This window comes from Mucilaginibacter aureus (assembly GCF_053514885.1).
The window spans coordinates 5374287-5392396 of record NZ_CP170601.1 but is presented as its reverse complement, the minus strand read 5'-3'; the positions used below and the strand labels follow the sequence as shown (position 1 = coordinate 5392396).

Annotated in this window: 13 protein-coding genes and 1 tRNA gene; 9 read left to right on the top strand and 5 right to left on the bottom strand. The window is 43.5% G+C overall.

The window, feature by feature from the left end; translation table 11 throughout:
• Positions 1-387: 387 nt before the first annotated feature.
• From ACFGVR_RS23260 to ACFGVR_RS23245, 4 genes are all read left to right on the top strand, one after another.
• Complete coding sequence (locus ACFGVR_RS23260; protein ID WP_448700091.1) at positions 388-3006, top strand: PAS domain S-box protein; 2619 nt, start codon at positions 388-390, stop codon at positions 3004-3006.
• A gap of 183 nt (positions 3007-3189) precedes the next feature.
• Entirely contained in the window at positions 3190-7146 is a 3957-nt protein-coding gene (locus ACFGVR_RS23255) for a Pls/PosA family non-ribosomal peptide synthetase (protein WP_448700090.1), read from the top strand.
• A 147-nt stretch (positions 7147-7293) separates the two neighbouring features.
• Positions 7294-8379, top strand: a complete 1086-nt coding sequence (locus ACFGVR_RS23250) for a tetratricopeptide repeat protein (protein WP_448700089.1) — start codon at positions 7294-7296, stop codon at positions 8377-8379.
• A 52-nt stretch (positions 8380-8431) separates the two neighbouring features.
• A complete protein-coding gene (locus tag ACFGVR_RS23245) occupies positions 8432-8575 on the top strand; it encodes a hypothetical protein (protein ID WP_448700088.1) in 144 nt (47 codons plus the stop codon).
• A gap of 4 nt (positions 8576-8579) precedes the next feature.
• Here ACFGVR_RS23245 and ACFGVR_RS23240 read toward each other — a convergent pair whose 3' ends face one another.
• Entirely contained in the window at positions 8580-10202 is a 1623-nt protein-coding gene (locus ACFGVR_RS23240) for a hypothetical protein (protein ID WP_448700087.1), read from the bottom strand.
• 146 nt (positions 10203-10348) lie between these two features.
• Here ACFGVR_RS23240 and ACFGVR_RS23235 point away from each other — a divergent pair, with 146 nt between their 5' ends.
• The 3 genes from ACFGVR_RS23235 (at position 10349) to ACFGVR_RS23225 (ending at position 12356) form a co-directional block, all read left to right on the top strand.
• Positions 10349-10816: a M15 family metallopeptidase gene (locus tag ACFGVR_RS23235; protein ID WP_448700086.1), complete on the top strand. Its 468-nt coding sequence runs from the start codon at positions 10349-10351 to the stop codon at positions 10814-10816.
• Positions 10817-10850: 34 nt separating this feature from the next.
• Positions 10851-11711, top strand: a complete 861-nt coding sequence (locus tag ACFGVR_RS23230) for a YitT family protein (protein ID WP_448700085.1) — start codon at positions 10851-10853, stop codon at positions 11709-11711.
• Between the two features lie 240 nt (positions 11712-11951).
• Complete coding sequence (locus ACFGVR_RS23225; protein WP_448700084.1) at positions 11952-12356, top strand: hypothetical protein; 405 nt, start codon at positions 11952-11954, stop codon at positions 12354-12356.
• 84 nt (positions 12357-12440) lie between these two features.
• On the opposite strand, the gene ACFGVR_RS23220 is transcribed toward ACFGVR_RS23225, so the two are convergent.
• The 3 genes from ACFGVR_RS23220 to ACFGVR_RS23210 form a co-directional block, all read right to left on the bottom strand.
• Positions 12441-13301 (bottom strand): OmpA/MotB family protein, encoded by an 861-nt coding sequence (locus ACFGVR_RS23220; protein ID WP_448700083.1) that lies wholly within the window; start codon positions 13299-13301, stop codon positions 12441-12443.
• Positions 13302-13367: 66 nt separating this feature from the next.
• Positions 13368-14564: a sialidase family protein gene (locus ACFGVR_RS23215; RefSeq protein WP_448700082.1), complete on the bottom strand. Its 1197-nt coding sequence runs from the start codon at positions 14562-14564 to the stop codon at positions 13368-13370.
• 12 nt (positions 14565-14576) lie between these two features.
• On the bottom strand, positions 14577-14861 hold the full coding sequence (locus tag ACFGVR_RS23210) for a 2Fe-2S iron-sulfur cluster-binding protein (protein ID WP_448700081.1): 285 nt from the start codon (positions 14859-14861) through the stop codon (positions 14577-14579).
• A 153-nt stretch (positions 14862-15014) separates the two neighbouring features.
• Here ACFGVR_RS23210 and ACFGVR_RS23205 point away from each other — a divergent pair, with 153 nt between their 5' ends.
• Positions 15015-15683: a DUF1906 domain-containing protein gene (locus tag ACFGVR_RS23205; protein WP_448700080.1), complete on the top strand. Its 669-nt coding sequence runs from the start codon at positions 15015-15017 to the stop codon at positions 15681-15683.
• Between the two features lie 84 nt (positions 15684-15767).
• On the opposite strand, the gene ACFGVR_RS23200 is transcribed toward ACFGVR_RS23205, so the two are convergent.
• Positions 15768-15841, bottom strand: a tRNA-His gene (locus ACFGVR_RS23200).
• 118 nt (positions 15842-15959) lie between these two features.
• On the opposite strand from ACFGVR_RS23200, the gene ACFGVR_RS23195 reads away from it, so the two are divergent.
• A complete protein-coding gene (locus ACFGVR_RS23195; RefSeq protein ID WP_448700079.1) occupies positions 15960-18062 on the top strand; it encodes a heavy metal translocating P-type ATPase in 2103 nt (700 codons plus the stop codon).
• Positions 18063-18110: the final 48 nt, after the last annotated feature.

The following is an 18110-nucleotide window of genomic DNA, read 5'->3' as shown; positions in this document are numbered from 1 at the left end:
TGTACCAAAGTATATTTAATAAAAAATTGTTATTATTTTACGATTAATTAACTTTAATGAAATAATTATTCGTTGCACACCAATTGTAACTCTTTTTATTTAATAATAAAAAATTATTGTGTATTTGCTTGCTCACTTTGAGTATTGATTTTTTTATTTCGTGGGCGTTTTTACGCGGTTGTTAACTTAAAGTTATAATGCTGGTCTGATTTTAATTAATAATAGGGGGTTACTTTCATAGAACATTAAAATGTTGTGCATAATAGTTTGTTGCCGTGCCATGCCCCCAAACCTATAAATTTGGCGGATAGTAAAATAGATTGTAAATTCATTTCACCAATTTTACGTAAATTAATACCAAACTGCTAACCTCATTTCCTGCTGACTATGGACGCCATTAATCAGGCTGTATTTGAAAACGCTCATATTGGTTTTTGGGAATTGAATGTTCCTGAAAGGGCAATGCAATTGAGCAACGTTTTTAAAAGCATGCTTGGCTATCAAGGCAACGAATTAAAAAGCAAGCCATTGAACTGGGAAAATCTTGTTTTTGCCGATGACCTGGAACAGGTTTTAGACAATTACGATAAGCATATCCAAAGTCACGGTAAAACCATACTTCAGCATGAGGCGCGTTATCTGCAAAAAAACGGATCAATGATCTGGCTGAAATGTACCGGCGAGGTAACCGACTGGGAAAAAGACGGGACACCACACAAAGTATCCGGCTGCGTAATTGATATTACCCGGCAAAAAAGCACCGAGTACAGGCTAATGAAAACCGAGAACCTGCTCGATCTGACCAACCAGGTGGCCCGTGTAGGTGGCTGGGAAATAGATCTCATGCGGAAAAAGGCCCGATGGTCGAAAGTTGTTAAAGAGATTTACGAGGTACCCGATAATTATGAACCCCAATTTGACATTATTACCGGTAGGGGATCGGGGTTTATTTTGCATGATGCCAGCCGTAAACTGATTGATGATGCTACAAATGAGGCGATTCAAAACGGTACATCTTACAATCTCGAAATAAAGATCACTACTGCTAAAGGGAAAGAGCTGTGGACGCGTATCATCGGGCATGCCGAATTTGAAAACGGCATTTGTAAAAGGTTGTACGGTACTTTTCAGGATATTGACAACCAGAAAAGGATGCGTGAGGAGTATGAGATAGGAGAGCAGCAATTTCGCAGTGCGTTTGAAAATGCAACCATCGGGATGGCGCTGGTATCGCTTGATGGAAAATGGATGAAGGTTAATCATGTTTTATGCGATTTGTTGGGATATACCCGCGAAGAGCTAATGGCCATTACTTTTCAGCAAATAACACATCCTGATGACCTGGAACACGATTTGGGTATGGTAATTAAAGTTTTAGATGGCGAGATCAATAATTACCAGATCGATAAAAGATATATCCACAAAGATGGGAGCATAATTTGGGCATTGCTGAGCGTATCGCTGGTGCGCGATAACGGCGGCATACCATTACATTTTGTATCGCAAATAGAAAACGTTACCCTGCGCCGTAGCGCCGAAATGAAACTCCGTGAAAGCGAAGCCAAATACCGAAAGATATTTGAAAACGTGCAGGATGTTTTTTACCAAACCGATGTTCACGGCATTATTACCGAGATCAGCCCGTCTATTGAAAATTATTCGGGCTATAAGCGCGATGCTGTCATCGGCAGCCACGCCGGGGATTTTTATTATCACCCCGAAGACCGGCAAAAACTGGTTGATCTGCTTAAGCAACATGGTAAGGTAAATGATTTTCAGGTGCGGTTAAAGACCAATGACGATGAGATTGTTCACGCATCTATCAATGCTCATCTTCTGTTTGATGATGATGGCACCTTTTATGGTTTTGAGGGCAGTATGCGTGATATCCGCGAACGCAAAAAAGCTGAAGACGCCTTAAAAGAACGCGACGCCTTGTTAACCAAACTGTCAGAGCAAATACCCGGGATGATCTATCAATTTCAATTCTTCCCTGATGGACGCTCGTGTTTCCCGTTTGCAAGTAACGGTGGTATCGACTTGTTTGGCTTAACTCCCCAGGAAATTAAGTACGATTCGGCACCGGTTTTTAAACGCATCCACCCGGATGATTTTGCGGTTTTTTACCAATCGGTCATTACCTCTTTTAATACCCTTACCAGATGGGAGCACGAATTTAGGCTGGTTATGCCAGATCAATCTGTCAAATGGCTGCATGGCGCATCGCGGCCGGAGCTGCAAGCTGATAAAAGTGTAATATGGCATGGTTATGTAACCGATATAACCGATAAAAAGGTAAAAGAACAGGAGCTGCAAAAAGCATTTGAACTGGTAACCCAGCAAAATAACCGGCTCATTAATTTTGCCTACATTATATCACACAACCTGCGCACACACTCGGGTAATTTTGAAATGCTGGTTAAACTATTTCGGGATGCCGAAAACCGTGAGGAAGAACTGGTGCTATTGGGGCACATTGAAAAAGTATCAGACCAGCTGAGCGAAACCGTTATGCACCTTAACGAGGTGGTATCTATACAAACCAATATCAGCCAGCATCGCACACCACTTAACTTGTATACTTATGTAGAAAAAGCCATTGCTATCTTAAAAAACAACAGCAGTTATGGTGATACGGTAATTGCTAATCAGGTAGCTCCGGGCCTCGAAATAGAATATAATCCGGCGTATATCGAAAGTATTCTGTTCAATTTTCTATCAAACGCACTTAAGTACGGTGATCCTGATAAGCAAACGATGATCGAGGTGAGTAGCTATGTTAAAAACGGCCATCAAATATTAAAGATCGCCGATAACGGCCTGGGGATCGATCTGCAAAAAAACTCGGATAAGCTTTTTGGCATGTATAAAACTTTCCACGAAAATAGCGATGGTAAAGGTATCGGCCTGTTTATTACCAAAAATCAGGTAGAAGCTATGGGCGGCAAAATTGAGGTAAGCAGCGAGGTGGGGCAGGGAACTACGTTTAAGATCTACTTATCGTGACATCTATGTCACATTGCATCATATTATTTTTTCCATCTCCCTAACAATTTACCTGTAAAATCTGTTTAAATACCAGCTTTTAATACGCCTGTGTAAATTTTTAATTACCGATAAATAACCAATAAACTATATCTATCATTGTGCGTCCAACTGATATTTATAGCCAAAATATAACCTAATATCGTGCACCCGGATCTATCTGTTATCACCTCTGTCAGTATTATTAAAGGAGCTGATCGCCCCGATCTTCTTCTTGATGAGACGCTGGCCGATCTGTTTACCGGCTCAGCCTTAAAATATCCTGATAAAACCGCTCTTATTTTTAACAACGAAACGTTAACATACGCACAACTTAATGATTGGAGTGATGCTGTTGCAGTTTATTTGGCAAAGCAAGGTATAAAACGTGGTGCAAAAATTGGTGTTTGGTGGCGCCGCGGGCTTGAGTTGCACGTAGCCATATTAGGGATCATTAAAGCCGGCGCGGCTTATGTCCCGGTTGACCGGGAAATGCCTGCCGAGCGCGTGGAAACCGTTTTGACCGAATGTGAGGCCGATGCCTGTTTCAGCATGGACCAGTTAAATGTGACATGCCCTATATTAACGATGCCATCGCGGCCAAAAAACGATGAGATTTTCGAATTGACAGAAAGTCCGTTACCGGATAACTATGCTTATGTATTGTATACATCGGGCAGTACAGGTAAACCCAAAGGCATCCCGATAGGACACCGGCAGATATGTCAATTGGTGCGTGCCGAGCAAAGCATTTTTAATATAGATGCCGCCGACCGTGTTTACCAGGGTTTCTCCGTTTCGTTTGATATGTGGTGCGAAGAAACCTGGGTAAGTTATCTGGCCGGAGCAACCATTTGGGTTGCCGACAATACCACATCAAAAGCTATTGACGAATTGGGTGATGTTTTAAAGCAACAGCATATTACCATTTTACATGCCGTACCCAGTTTGCTGGCTGTAATAGATGATGATAATCCCCAAATACGATTAGTAAATGCCGGTGGCGAAGCTTGCACACCCCAGGTTTTGGCCAAATGGGCAAAACCCAACAGACAATTTTATAACAGCTATGGCCCCACAGAAACCACCGTTACGGCAACTATAGCTCAGTTACATCCCGGCGATGCAATTACCATCGGCGACCCTTTACCCAACTATAATTTAGCCGTTGTTGATGAACAACTTAATCTTTTGCCGCGCGGTGAGCGTGGTGAGTTGGTGATCAGCGGGCCGGGATTGTCAAGTGGTTACGTTAAACTGCCCGAACTAACTAAAGAAAAATTTGTAGCCAAACCGGCATCGTTAATCGATATGCCCGGCGACAGGATATACCGCACCGGCGATGCTTGTATTATTAACGAAGATGGGACGGTAGATCTGCAGGGCCGTTTTGACGACCAGATCAAATTACGTGGTTACCGTATCGAGTTAGGTGAGATCGAAGTTAAACTGAACGGGCTTTCGGGTATCATGTCGGCAGCGGTAGCTGTAAAAAAAGACAGCAATGAGCAGGATCAATTAGTTGGTTACGTAGTTACTGAAGATAACACCACCTTTGACGAAGCCGTACTCCGCGCCGAATTATTAAAAGTACTGCCCGGTTATATGGTGCCCGGTACCATTGTAGGTTTACCCGAAATGCCGCGTATGCCCAGTGGGAAAATTAACCGCAAGGCATTACCCGTTCCCGAAATATTACTGGCAACCAGCGGCGATCCAACCGATACGCTGGATATGAACGCCCCGCTTGCCGATCGGTTTTTAGCCGTGCTTAATAATACTTTCCCCAATAAAACCGTCACCTTGTCGATGGACTTTTTTGAGGATCTGGGCGGTCACTCATTGCTGGCGGCTGCGCTGGTATCGCGCCTTCGTCGCGATGCCGGTATCCCGCAGGCATCATTAAAAGATATTTACCTGCACCGGCCATTAAGCACGCTGATTGAAACCTGGGAAACTCAAGCCCCAACCAAAAAGAAGGAACGCACTTTTAACAAGATTTCCCTGTGGCGGTATTACAGCTGCTGGGCGGCGCAGACTTTGTCGCTGGGTATTATCTTCGGTTTGTTTGCCGTTGAGATATTCTCGCCGTACCTGGCTTATTATTATTTTGAGCAGGACGAACAGACCCGAACCTTTGCTTTACTGATGGCACTGGTATTCTTCTGCTTTATCCCACCGTTGTTTACCGGCACTATCATCTTATCAAAATGGCTGGTCATCGGTAAAATGAAGGAAGGTGATTACCCGTTATGGGGTACTTATTATTTCAGGTGGTGGTTTGTGAGAACTATAAACAGGCTGCTGCCTATGCAGTTTTTAAATGGTACGCCGTTGTATCCGTTCTTTTTGCGGCTGCTGGGAGTAAAAGTAGAGGCGGATGCCCAGATCAGTGCGTTTAGTATTGGTGCCGAAGATCTGGTGACGATAGGGCGCGACGTGAGCATCAGCTCGGATGTAATGCTCAATAACGCCTGGGTTGAAGATGGCATGCTGAAATTAAGACGGATAACACTTGGAGACCATGCTTATATAGGCAGCGGCGCCGTAATAGCAGGCGGTGCTGTAATGCAGGATTGGAGCGAGCTACAGGATCTGAGTCACTTGCGGGATGGCGAAACTATCAAGCCTGGTCAAATATGGTACGGCAGTCCGGCGCAGTTAAAGGAAACCAAGGCTATTGAAGAGCTTCCGCAGCCCTTACCGGTATCACCCGCAAAACGCAGGCGGTATATGTTCGGTTTTTCTGTGTCGGTAACAGTATTTCCTTTTATCATTCTGTTGCCGCTTATTCCCATTATTATTGCCGTAAACGTGTTGGATAACAATGCCGACCCATGGGATTTTACCTATATGTGGCGGATCCCAATCCTGGCTACCCTATACATTGTACTTTTTGCTCTTGAAACGATCGTACTTACACGGGCCTTACAGTGGGGTATTAAACCGGGTAAATATCCCATATACAGTTTTACTTATATCCGTAAATGGTTTGCCGATCAGTTGATCTCTTTATGCCTCATCGTGTTGCACCCTATTTATGCTACGATATTTGTATCCATGTTTTTCAGGGCGCTTGGTGCGAAGATCGGGAAGAACACCGAGGTATCAACAGCAAGTAATGTAACTCATCCGCTGCTTGAAATAGGCGAGGGGGCCTTTATTGCCGATGCCGTAACTTTGGGTGAGGCCGATGTGCGCGGGCAGCAGTTGATACTGGATAAAACCATCATCAACGATAATAGCTTTGTTGGTAACAGTGCACTCATTCCGCAAGGATATAATTTACCCGGTGATATGCTGGTGGGCGTACTTTCAACCCCGCCGAGTGCGGAACAATTAGCTAACCAAACTGCCAAGGACTGGTTTGGCTCGCCGGCCATTGCTATGCCGCGCAGGCAAGGTAGTACCATATACCCGCCCGAACTTACAGTAACCCCTAAATCCGGCCGCAGGATAGCCCGGGGAATTGTAGAGTTTATCCGGATTATATTACCCGAAAGCGCCATCATCTGTTTTACTATTTTGTTCATCGCTTATGCGCATTCGCTGGTGATAGATGAGCCATTATGGAAAGTTATTGTATTGTTTCCTGTTTATTACCTGCGCTTTATGGGCATACCGGCCTTTTTATTTGTAGTACTGCTAAAATGGACGTTTATAGGAAAATACCGGGCAAGGCAAAAGCCAATGTGGACGTGGATGGTTTGGCGCAGTGAGGCGGTGACATCAACTTACGAGGCTTTGGCCGTTCCGTTTCTGCTGGATTATTTGCGCGGAACGCCCTGGTTGCCTTTAGCCCTGCGTGTAATGGGTGTTAAAATAGGTAAGCGGGCATGGCTGAATACTACCGACTTTACCGAACATGATATGATAACCATGGGCGATGATGTGGAATTGAACGAAGACTGTGGCCCGCAAACACATTTATTTGAAGACCGGGTAATGAAAATAGGTCCGGTTAAAATTGGCGATCGCAGCAGTATTGGCTCGCGTACCATTGTGTTGTATGATAGCGAGATAGGTAACGATACCCATATCGATGCCTTGTCGCTGGTAATGAAAGGGGAGAACCTTTCGCCCGGAACCGATTGGGTAGGCAGCCCGGTTAAACCTGCCTGATCAATGTGCGGATACGCGAATGGGTAAATCGGGTGTTTTCATTTACACGTCTGCATATTTACTATCTGTTAATGTTTGTTAATTGTTCATGCCGTTATTAACAGTCAAGGCCTTTTTGTATACTTTTATCATAAAGTATAAATTGCAATGCGTCACTCATTTAAAATTATCATCCTGTTTTTGTTCTTATTTACCATTGATACGGCTTCCGCGCAAAGCGGTTTGTTAAAAGCTAAGGACTTAGGCAGGCAAGCTGTAGTACTGGAAGACCAGGGCCGTTTTATGGAAGCGCTTAATTTATTAAGCGAAGCTCAAAAGCTTGATCCGGCAAGCGCCGTTTACCCTTACGAAATGGCGTATTGTTATTACAGTAACAAAAATTACAACCGGGCCATTGAGATATTGATTAAATTAAAAGACTATAAAGATGTTTTTGCGCGCGTTTACCAGTTGCTTGGCAATAGTTACGATGATGCGGGGATGAAGGATAAGGCAATTGAAACTTATGAGGCAGGGCTTAAGCTGTTCCCTAATGCAGGCGAGTTATACCTCGAATCGGCAGTGATACAGATAGGTAAGCAGGATTTTGTTAAGGCACTTAACTTTTGTGAGCAGGGCATTAAGGCCGATCCTGCTTTTCCGTCAAATTATTACTGGGCATCGCGCATTTATTGTGCCACTACCGAAACCGTTTGGGGTATAATTTATGGTGAGATATTTATGAACCTTGAGCGGAATACCAAACGTACCAACGAGATAAGTAAATTGCTTTTTGATACGTATAAAACCAGTATTACTATCGGCGAAAGCGGTAAAGCGCGTGTGGATTTTAGTAAACGGGATACGATTAATGTTGACCCTAAAGCAGATATCTCCAAATTTAAAATGCCCTTTAACCTGGCTTATGGCTTACCTGTATTAATGAATGTAGGTACACAAAAAACCATCGACCTGGAATCATTAAACAGCATCCGTACAGGTTTTATCAGTTCGTACCATAAGTTAGGTTACGATAAATTATACCCCAACGCCTTATTTAGTTACCAGGATGAGATCATAAAAGCCGGGCATTTTGAAGCCTATAACCATTGGCTGTTAATGAAGGGTGATGAAACAGCTTTCAATTTATGGTATCAAGCCAATAAGCCTAAATGGGATGCATTTTATGCCTGGTACAATGCCAATCCTATAAAAATCAATCAAAATAACAGGTTTTATCGCGGGCAGTACTAAACAACCGAGTAAAACATTATATTTGAGTACATTACCTATAAATTAACCAATTATGACAAAGGCATCAAAAAAGAGCCCATTTTTAAAGGCTGCTCAAAAAGGCGAGATACAGAATAATAATGGCGGTAAATTGGGTACGTTAAGCTCAAAGGCAACCTTCTCTATGAAATCAAATCCCGCAAGGAAAAAGGGATAGGTACTTAAATACCTTCCACAAACACCGGTGTTTCAGTAACTGGAATATCCAGTTTGCCTTTTGCAGTTTTTACGGTTCTATCTGTCATGGCGTCTGCACCGGGTTTTAACGAGTGGATAACAGCTTTTCGTGTACCCAGGTTTAGCTTGTAAGTCGCCGTTCTGCCTTTTTCGTCGGGTATCATCAGCACATACATTTTTTTAGCACCAAGCTGGTAAACATCTATCAGCGGATCGTTACCAATAGTTTGCCTGTAGGTATAGTTACCCATTAACCGGCTGGTTTGCAGCAAATAATCGGCGGCCGGGCGGCGTTTTACCGTATGCTCATCGGTTAATCCTGATGTACCGTATTTTATGGTGCTGGTTGGGTTATCGTCAAACAACTGGTAAAAAAACAAACGCTTTATCCCATGCCTGTTAAATAATAATGTCGACCGCAGTATCCAGTCAGCCTGGGTATCTTCGGCTTTTTTGTTGCCTATAGCAATTGCCCGCTGTGAGCTCTGAGCATTCAGGTCATAACCACATTCGGTTATCCAAACCTCGGGGCGGTGCGCGGTTCTGTCGGCTAAAGTTACAAAGGCATCGGCAATGCGCGCGGCTTCGGTTAGTTCGGGCGCTTTGCCGCGTGTAGCCTGTTTATTGTCGTTATCCTGGTTGTTGTTTGGATAAAAGTGGTAATTGATCACATCAAAACACAGATCTATACTGCCATCTTTACGGTATCCCCGGTGTGTTTTGCACCAGTTGATCATCTCCTCAACAAAAGCAGGATCAGGATTTGCCAGGCCACCCATTAATACCTGCATGGTAGGGTCGGCAGTTTTTACCCCCGCGTTTTTACCTAACCGGCCCTGATCACCATCATAAAATGCCGACATATTAGCCGCATACTCTTCGGCGCTTTGTTGCGCCTGTTTACCTTTCCACCATTTATCACGCTCGTTATCGCACTCGATGTATCTTACCAGGCCCATACCGATTTTTACTTCATTAACAGGATCTGCAGTCCAGCGGGGTTTGGTAGCCACGGTAACCAGTTTAGGATCTACTTTTTTATTGTATCCGTACCGCGCAGCTAATTGAAAGGCGGCTTTGGCCTGTAACAGGTACGATGCCGGTTTTAGCCTGTCGGGCCCGTAGGGCGCGGGTACATCTTCGCCGTTCTGTAAATTCGATGGATAGGTTTTTACAATCCAGGGCGGGCAATTTTTTAAGCACATTAAAACTTCAATACCATCTTGTTTGCATTCGGTGTAAATAGCATCATAGTTCCAGCCGCCATTATTAGCCGGGTTAAAAGTAAAGCTGCCTTCAACGGGTTCTATTTTTTCCCAATCCAAATAGTGCCTCACCCCGCTGAAACATTTGATCAGATCCATTTTGGGAGGATAGATATGCGAGGCATCATTGAGGTTTTTGGGGTTTTGCAAAAAATTCCATTCGTAAGCATTGATGCCGAACATGTTTTTTAAGGCATTAGGCACAATTTTTTGTGTGTAAGGAGGGATATTGTTGATGGGATGCTGATCGGTTTGAATTGCCCCATGGAATATTAACTCTGAAATGCTGGCAATACCCAACGCGGCTATGGCGATAATAAAAACAGGGGGCGATATTTTCATTGATCTGTTCAGCGTAGTTAGTAAAAACTAAGCTACAAATTGTAAAATTAATAACTGTTTTATATCATCACATTTAGTGTAATAAAATGTCTTGAACTTTTGTTTTTATAGGGTATTATTCGATATATTTATAGTAAAGCAAGATTATGGACGACTCATTAGCACAAATAGAAACATTGCACCCCAAATTAAGAGACACAGCCTTATTGGCTTATAACGAAGCAGTGAAGGCTACCCCGGCAGGCGTGCATCCCGTTATTACCCAAGGTTTGCGAACTTTTGCCGAAAGCGATAGACTATATGCGAAAGGCCGTACAACGCCGGGGGAAATTGTAACCAACGCTAAGGCTGGTGCGTCATACCATAACTATGGATTAGCTGTAGACTTTGCTTTAGTTATAAAAGGGAAGATGATCTGGAATGAGAAAGACCCCAATTGGAAGATTGTTGTGGATATATTTAAAAAATATGGTTTTACCTGGGGCGGTGATTTTGCCGGAAGTTTTAAAGATTATCCGCATCTGGAACAAAAATTTGGATACAACTGGCGCGACCTGCTGGCTCTGCATAATGCCGGTACCTTTATACCTGGCACAAACTATGTGCAAATTTAAATACCGATTGCGTTTTGGATAATTATCTTTGGGTATGAAGCTTAAAATCGTACTTAAAGACAGCGTTTTGATTTTATTAGGCATATTAAGTGCCGGCATGGGTTTAAAAGGCTTCCTGTTATCGAGCCATTTTATTGACGGAGGAGTTACCGGGATATCCATGCTGATCGCAGCTACTACCAATGTGTCCATCTCTTTATTGATATTTATTCTCAATGTACCCTTTTTATGGCTGGGGTATCACAAATTAGGTATCCGCTTTGCTGTAAAAAGTACGCTGGCAATTGCCGGTCTTTCGCTTTGCATAGCGTTTATTCATTTTCCGGATGTTACACAGGATAAATTATTAACGGCCGTATTTGGAGGGTTTTTTATAGGCGTGGGTATTGGTTTTGCCATGCGTGGCGGCGCTGTGCTGGATGGAACTGAGATTGCCGCGCTGCTGGTGAGCAAAAAAACTCAGCTGATCAAGGTGAGCGATTTTATCCTGATACTCAATGTGCTGATATTTTCGGCGGCGATATTTCTTTTAGGAACAGAGCCTGCATTATATTCAATTCTGACCTATCTTGCAGCTTCCAGAATGGTTGATTTTATATTGAACGGCATTGAGCAATATACCGGCATAACCATTGTATCGCTAAAGAGCGAAGAAATAAGGATGGTAATAACCGAACGGCTTGGGCGTGGGGTAACCATATACGAAGGCAAAAGTGGTTATGGTAAGGACGGGCAGATCAACGACCCGCGTGATATTATTTTTATGGTAGCTACAAGGCTCGAAATACCCGGCTTAAAGAACGAGATATTAAGTATTGATCCCAAAGCATTTATAGTGCAGCAGAGCATTGACGATACAACCGGGGGTATGCTGAAACGTAAAAGATTGCACTAAAGTTATTTAGCTGTTGTTTGCATGCGTTTTTTCGACGGTGAAAATACGGTGTTTTCACGGTTTTTTTTGGTTGTGATTTTGCGGAGTTTGGCTGCTGAAAAACACTACCTATGAAACTTTATTGCCAATCACAATTCAAAACCATTTACAACAGCATTATATTATTGCTGAATACCGCTATCCAAATTATTTTTCACATTATTCAAATCAGCTAAAATAATGAGGGTACCGGTATATCAAATGGTTTTTGCCAGGAGCGCAAACTCCACACTCGGGCTTGCTTTTAGTTCAGAAACGGAGATCGAGCATATTTCATTGTCAACTGTGCCGTTGTTCGTTATACCTCACATTCCGATGTTAGGTAATAATTTTGAGTACTACTTTCCCGGCGAATTAAATGGCCAATACACCGATTATTGTTTGAATATTGATATAACCGAAAGCCCGCTGGTAATTGCCGATCCAAGATTAAAGTATCCTGTACACTTCGGGTTTCATTCTTTCGATCAGCCTTTTGCTTACCTGGGTAAAAGGGATGACCTTGTTGGCCAACATACACACTTTTATTTGTTAAAGCCACTCGATCTGCCCATTATGGATAAATTATACCGCGACCAGGGTGCCTGCTTTGTGGGGTTAACCTGACTATTTATACCAAAAAGCGCCTCCCGATTCCGGGAAGCGCTTAAATTTAATTAATGTAAGTTACCATAATCGCACAGTTAATTATTACTGTGGCTTTTCGGGCGCTTTGCCTATCAGATCCATAAACTGATCCAATTTAGGTGTAATGATGATCTGCGTACGTCTGTTTTGCGCTTTACCTGCGGGTGTGCCATTGTCAGCAACCGGGTTAAACTGGCCACGGCCGCCGGCTGTTAAACGTTTAGGATCAACACCATAATTGTTTTGCAAGGATTGTACCACCGATGATGCACGCAAAGCACTTAAATCCCAGTTGTTACGGATGTTGGGTTGCGAAATAGGTACGTTATCTGTATTACCTTCAATCAATACATCATAGGTACTATAGTCGGTAATTATTTTGGCTATTTTGCTTAAAGAGCTGCCTGCTTTGTCGGATATTTCATAACTGCCCGATTTGTACAGCATATTATCAGATAAGGAGATGTAAACCACACCTTTAAGCACTTTAACATCTACGTCTTTCATTTCGTCGGCGCTTAACGAACGGGTTAGGTTGGTGGTAAGCACCATATTAAGCGAGTCGCTTTTGTTTTTAACATCAACCAGGTGGCGGATGTATTTATTTGATGCGTTGATCTCATCAACCAGTTTAGAGATGTTTGCACCCCCTTGGGTATTACCGGCAAGGCACCTGTCGAGCGAAGCCTGTAACGCAGCCAACGCTACTCGTTGTTGCGATATTTGCTCTTCAAGGCTGGTGTTCCTGCTTTTCGCGACGTTCAGATCCTGCGTGGTGGCAGCATATCTTGTCGTCAGATCTTTATTGGCATCCTGCAATTTGGTATTATCAGCCTGCAACGCCATGTATTCCTTTTTGCTAACGCAGCTCTGCAGTAAAGCTGCGCCAAGGAATAGTAGGGGGACTATTCTTAAAAATTTCATAACTGTATAGGTTTGTTTTTCAAAATGTTACAGATGCATAACAAACTATATAGCTTATGGTTTTTGTTAATTGGGCAGATTAATATTTTCTGCTTTCTTTAGATCAGGATAACCGACAGTTTTAAACACAATACCCTCGTTGGCCTTGGCATAACCGGCCTCGAACAAACAGGCAATGGTGTGTTTGTTTAAAACAGCGATATCAGAATAGGCCGAAAAGCCAGGATACAGAACCATATTGTATTTCCAGGTTTTTCCGTCATCCTCGCTCATGCGTAAAGTCACATTTCTGCGTGATTTTGTATTTGCAGGATTAATGAAAAACAATGTTGGTTTGTTTTTAGTGTAAAAATAGCTTAACAAACTGCCTTGGCAAACAGGCTCGATCAAAGTAGTATCCGTTTCAATAGCACTCCAGGTAAGGCCCCCATCTGGGCTAATACTGGTATGCCGGGTTCTGATAGCCCGGTTTCCATTGCGCATGTTCAGCATTAGCCGCCCGCCCGAAATTTCGGCTACGGTGGTTTCGTTCATTTCGGCCTGAGGCGTATTGGCGCCTAAATGCCACGTAGCACCGTGATCGTCGGAATAAATAACGTGGGCAAAATTGCGGCGGGGTTTATTTTCAACATGGTTTACCGGGATCACTAACCGGCCCGCAAATTTCCCCACGGTAATTTGCAGGCCATGGCATGGGCCGGTAGCGTACCAGGTCCAGTCGCTTTTTTTAACCTGTGCGGTAATTTCGGCGGGTGCCGACCAGGTTACACCATCGTTATCGGAGTGAAGCGTAAAAACACACCTGCCTTTTTTCGCTGTGCCATCGTTAATCTGTTTTTCGTGATCGGGTCCTAAGTTCCAGGTAGAGAGGAGCCAGATACGGCCGGTGCTTTGATCCTGAACAGGAACCGGGTTGCCGCAGGTATTGGTCGAATCGCTCCAAACTACCTGCAATTTGCTCCATGTTTTGCCATTGTCTGCCGATCTTTTTATAACCAGGTCTATATCCCCCGAGTCGCCGCAATCGTTTTTTCTACCTTCCGCGAAAGCGAGCAAATTACCTTTTTTTGTACAGATCAATGCAGGGATCCGGAAGCAGGAATAACCGTTTTCGCCGGATTTGAATATGAAATTCAGGCTATCTGATAAAGACTTACTGTAACCCGGATAGTTTTGAGATAACAGGAATGCAATGATAAAGCAGACTGGTTTGCGTAAGTTTTTAGTAGTTAAGCGGAGCGGGTTTGGTACTGTAAATTGCATAAGGTAAATGTGCTAATAAATTTTGTCAGGTATAATAACGTCCTTGTTCGACAAGTCATCGTTAACCTGGATACAACAGGCCAACACGTTTCTTTTAATGGCCGAATGCTGATCGCCTATTTTAACCAGGCAGGTACCACAACTGCCCATGCCGCCGCATATGCCAAAGCCCGGTATAGCCAGGTTTTCGGAGATGAGCGCCAACAAACTATGATACTGTCCGTGGCAGGTTTGTATACGGTGGCTTTCTCCCAGATGGTGCAAGGTAAGTGAGATGTTATTTGCTTCGGGATTCATTTATCTGCAATTTATATTAAACCAACAATACTTTAGCCGTCGGCCCGGATATTGAATATTTTTTTGGGACATCATGTTTATAACCAACAAAATAATTATACATTAGTTAAGTAAATCAGTTCGTTTTTACTTCACCCTTAACCTGATTATCTTATGGCCAATAATTCATCTCCAGGCATACTTCCGGGTACTGTGCAGCAAGCTGTATCCGGTGCACAAGGATTTGATGTCAATGTAGTGTTGACAGCTTCCAGCGCTGCGGCTTTTAAATCGGCCGGGTATACTTTTTGCATCCGTTACATCCCGCGTACAGCGGCGCTGGCAGCAGGTAACTTAACCACGGCAGAGGCATTGGTTATTTTGAACGCTGGTTTGGCCCTCATGGCTGTGCAGCATGTGGCGCTACCCGGCTGGGCGCCTACCGCGGTGCTTGGAACGCAATACGGAGGTTATGCAGCGATCTATTCAAAACAAATAGGACTACCGCAAGGGATGAACATTTGGCTGGACCTGGAAGAAGTGGCTGCCGGTACACCACCCGCGCAGGTTATAGCATATTGCCAGGCCTGGTATGCGGCGGTGCATGCGGCAGGATACGTGCCGGGCATTTACGTGGGGTATGGCACATTGCTCGGTCCGCAGCAATTATATCAGAATCTTTCCTTTCAGCATTATTGGCGAGCCTATAATGGGCCGGATGTAGCCGGACGGGGCTATCAGCTTGTGCAGAGCACCGAAAAAACCTTACATGGTATCACTTTTGATCCTGATATGGTACAAGTTGACCACAATGGAGGCTTGCCTTTGTGGTTTGCTCTGTAAAAAGCATATTGTATTTCAGTTTTTTTGTGATTACGGAATGTTGTAAAACAAAAAGCGCCTTTCAATTTTAATGAAAGGCGCTTGGGTAAATGATGGGGCTCGAACCCACGACCCTCGGTACCACAAACCGATGCTCTAACCAACTGAGCTACATCTACCGTTTTGGAGAGTGCAAATGTATAAATCTTCCGGCTAATGTCAAACCATTTTTAAAATTACATTGTGTTTACCTTAATTATTTATAACGGGTATAAATAACTGTATTTTTGTTACACTATGGCAGAAGAACAGTTGGTGGAATTGAATGTGACAGGGATGCACTGTAACAACTGTGCCTTATCCTTACATAAGCTTTTAGAAAAGAAAGGCTTACAACATATTTTTGTTGACTTTGCCAGCGAAGAGGTAAAGTTTGCCGCGCCAGATGGATCGGTTGTGCCCGATGTGATCAAAGATATTGAAGGTTTGGGCTATAAAGTTGTTGCCGATATCAACAACCATCATGAGCCTTTTTACGATAAGGTTGAAAACAAATTTATTTTCTCGCTCATCTTTACCATCCCGCTTTTATTGCACATGGTGCTGCCATGGCACTTTTTGCATAACCCGATACTACAATTGTGTTTATGCGTGCCGGTTTTTATACTGGGATGCCTGCATTTTGGCAAAAGCGCTATTAACTCGTTAAAAGGTGGCGTACCTAATATGGATGTACTGATCTTTGTTGGATCATCGTCGGCATTTGTTTATAGTTTGATAGGCACTGTTCAAAATTTAGGTGAAAACTACCTGTTTTATGAAACATGCGCTACTATTATTACCCTGGTATTACTGGGCAATGTGTTTGAAAAACGTTCGGTTAGTCAAACCACCTCGGCAGTTAAGGATCTGGTGAAGTTTCAGCAGGTAAATGCTACCCGCGTTATCAATGGTGAAACAGAAGTGATCAGTGCGAAGGAAGTTAAACCGGGTGATACATTGCTGGTCAATACCGGCGATAAGATCCCCGTGGATGGCGAAGTGCTTTCGGGCGAAGCGTCAGTAGATGAATCGATGCTGACAGGCGAGAGTATCCCCGTAGAAAAGGCCAAATACGATAAACTTATTGGCGGTACCATTATCCAACACGGTAACGTACAGATGATCGCTACGAAAGTAGGATCGAATACCGTGCTCTCGCAGATCATTGAGCTGATGAAAAAAGCGCAATCGGCTAAGCCGCCTGTTCAAAAATTAGGCGATCGGGTAGCGGCCGTATTTGTCCCGGCGGTTATAGGTATCGCGTTGATCACCTTTATTGTTGCTTTTTATGTGTTTGATGTAGCTTTTCAAAAAGCTTTAATGAATGCCATTGCCGTATTGGTGATATCGTGCCCCTGCGCTATGGGTTTGGCTACGCCTACTGCAGTAATGGTTGGGTTGGGCCGTGCCGCAAAAAACGGTATCCTGATCAAAGGTGGTGATACTATAGAAGCTGTTGCCAATACCAAATATGTGGTATTTGATAAAACAGGCACGCTGACCACCGGCAAATTCAGTATCAAAGAAATTAAGGCTGAAATTGACGATATAGAAACCGTGCGTGGGATTATTCTGGCGATAGAAGAGCGGTCCAATCACCCGATAGCACAATCGCTGGTGGCGGGTTTAAAACCGCTTGCCGCGAAAAAAGTTATTTTGAAATCGGCTACCGAAGAAAAAGGTTTGGGCATGCGTGCCGAAGATATTGATGGCAATAAGTACTTTTTGGGTACAGCTTTAAAATCGGATAAAACGATTGATGGTACTGATTTTAACTTGTTTTTATATCAAAATCATCAATTGCTTGCGCAGATATCTATTGAAGATGACATTAAGCCCGACGCTGCCGCATTGATAGCCACCCTTAAAAAGATGGGTGTTGTGCCGATATTGTTAAGCGGCGACAGGCAGAGTAAGTGTGAGCAGGTTGCCAAAGCGATAGGTATAGAAAAGGTATACGCCGAGAAGCTCCCCGAACAAAAGCTGGTGATTATAGACTTATGTAAAAAGAAGGGTAAGACTTTGATGATAGGCGATGGCATTAACGATGCGCCAGCCTTAACCCAGGCCGATGTGGGTGTGAGCATGAATGATGCCAGCCAGATTGCAATTCAGTCGGCAAGGGTAGTGCTGCTCAATACCGACCTGCATTCGGTAGTAAAGTTTATGCAGATCAGTAAGCATACGTTGATCACCATTAAACAAAACCTGTTTTGGGCCTTTGCCTATAACGTGGTAGCTATCCCTATCGCGGCCATTGGATTGCTAAACCCGATGGTTGGTGCTTTTGCAATGGCTTTTTCGGATGTGGTAGTGATCGGAAATTCGTTGCGGTTGAAGCGGAAGAAGATATTTTAAGAAGTTATTGGTTATTGAGTTATTTGGTTATTGCATAATTAACAGCTA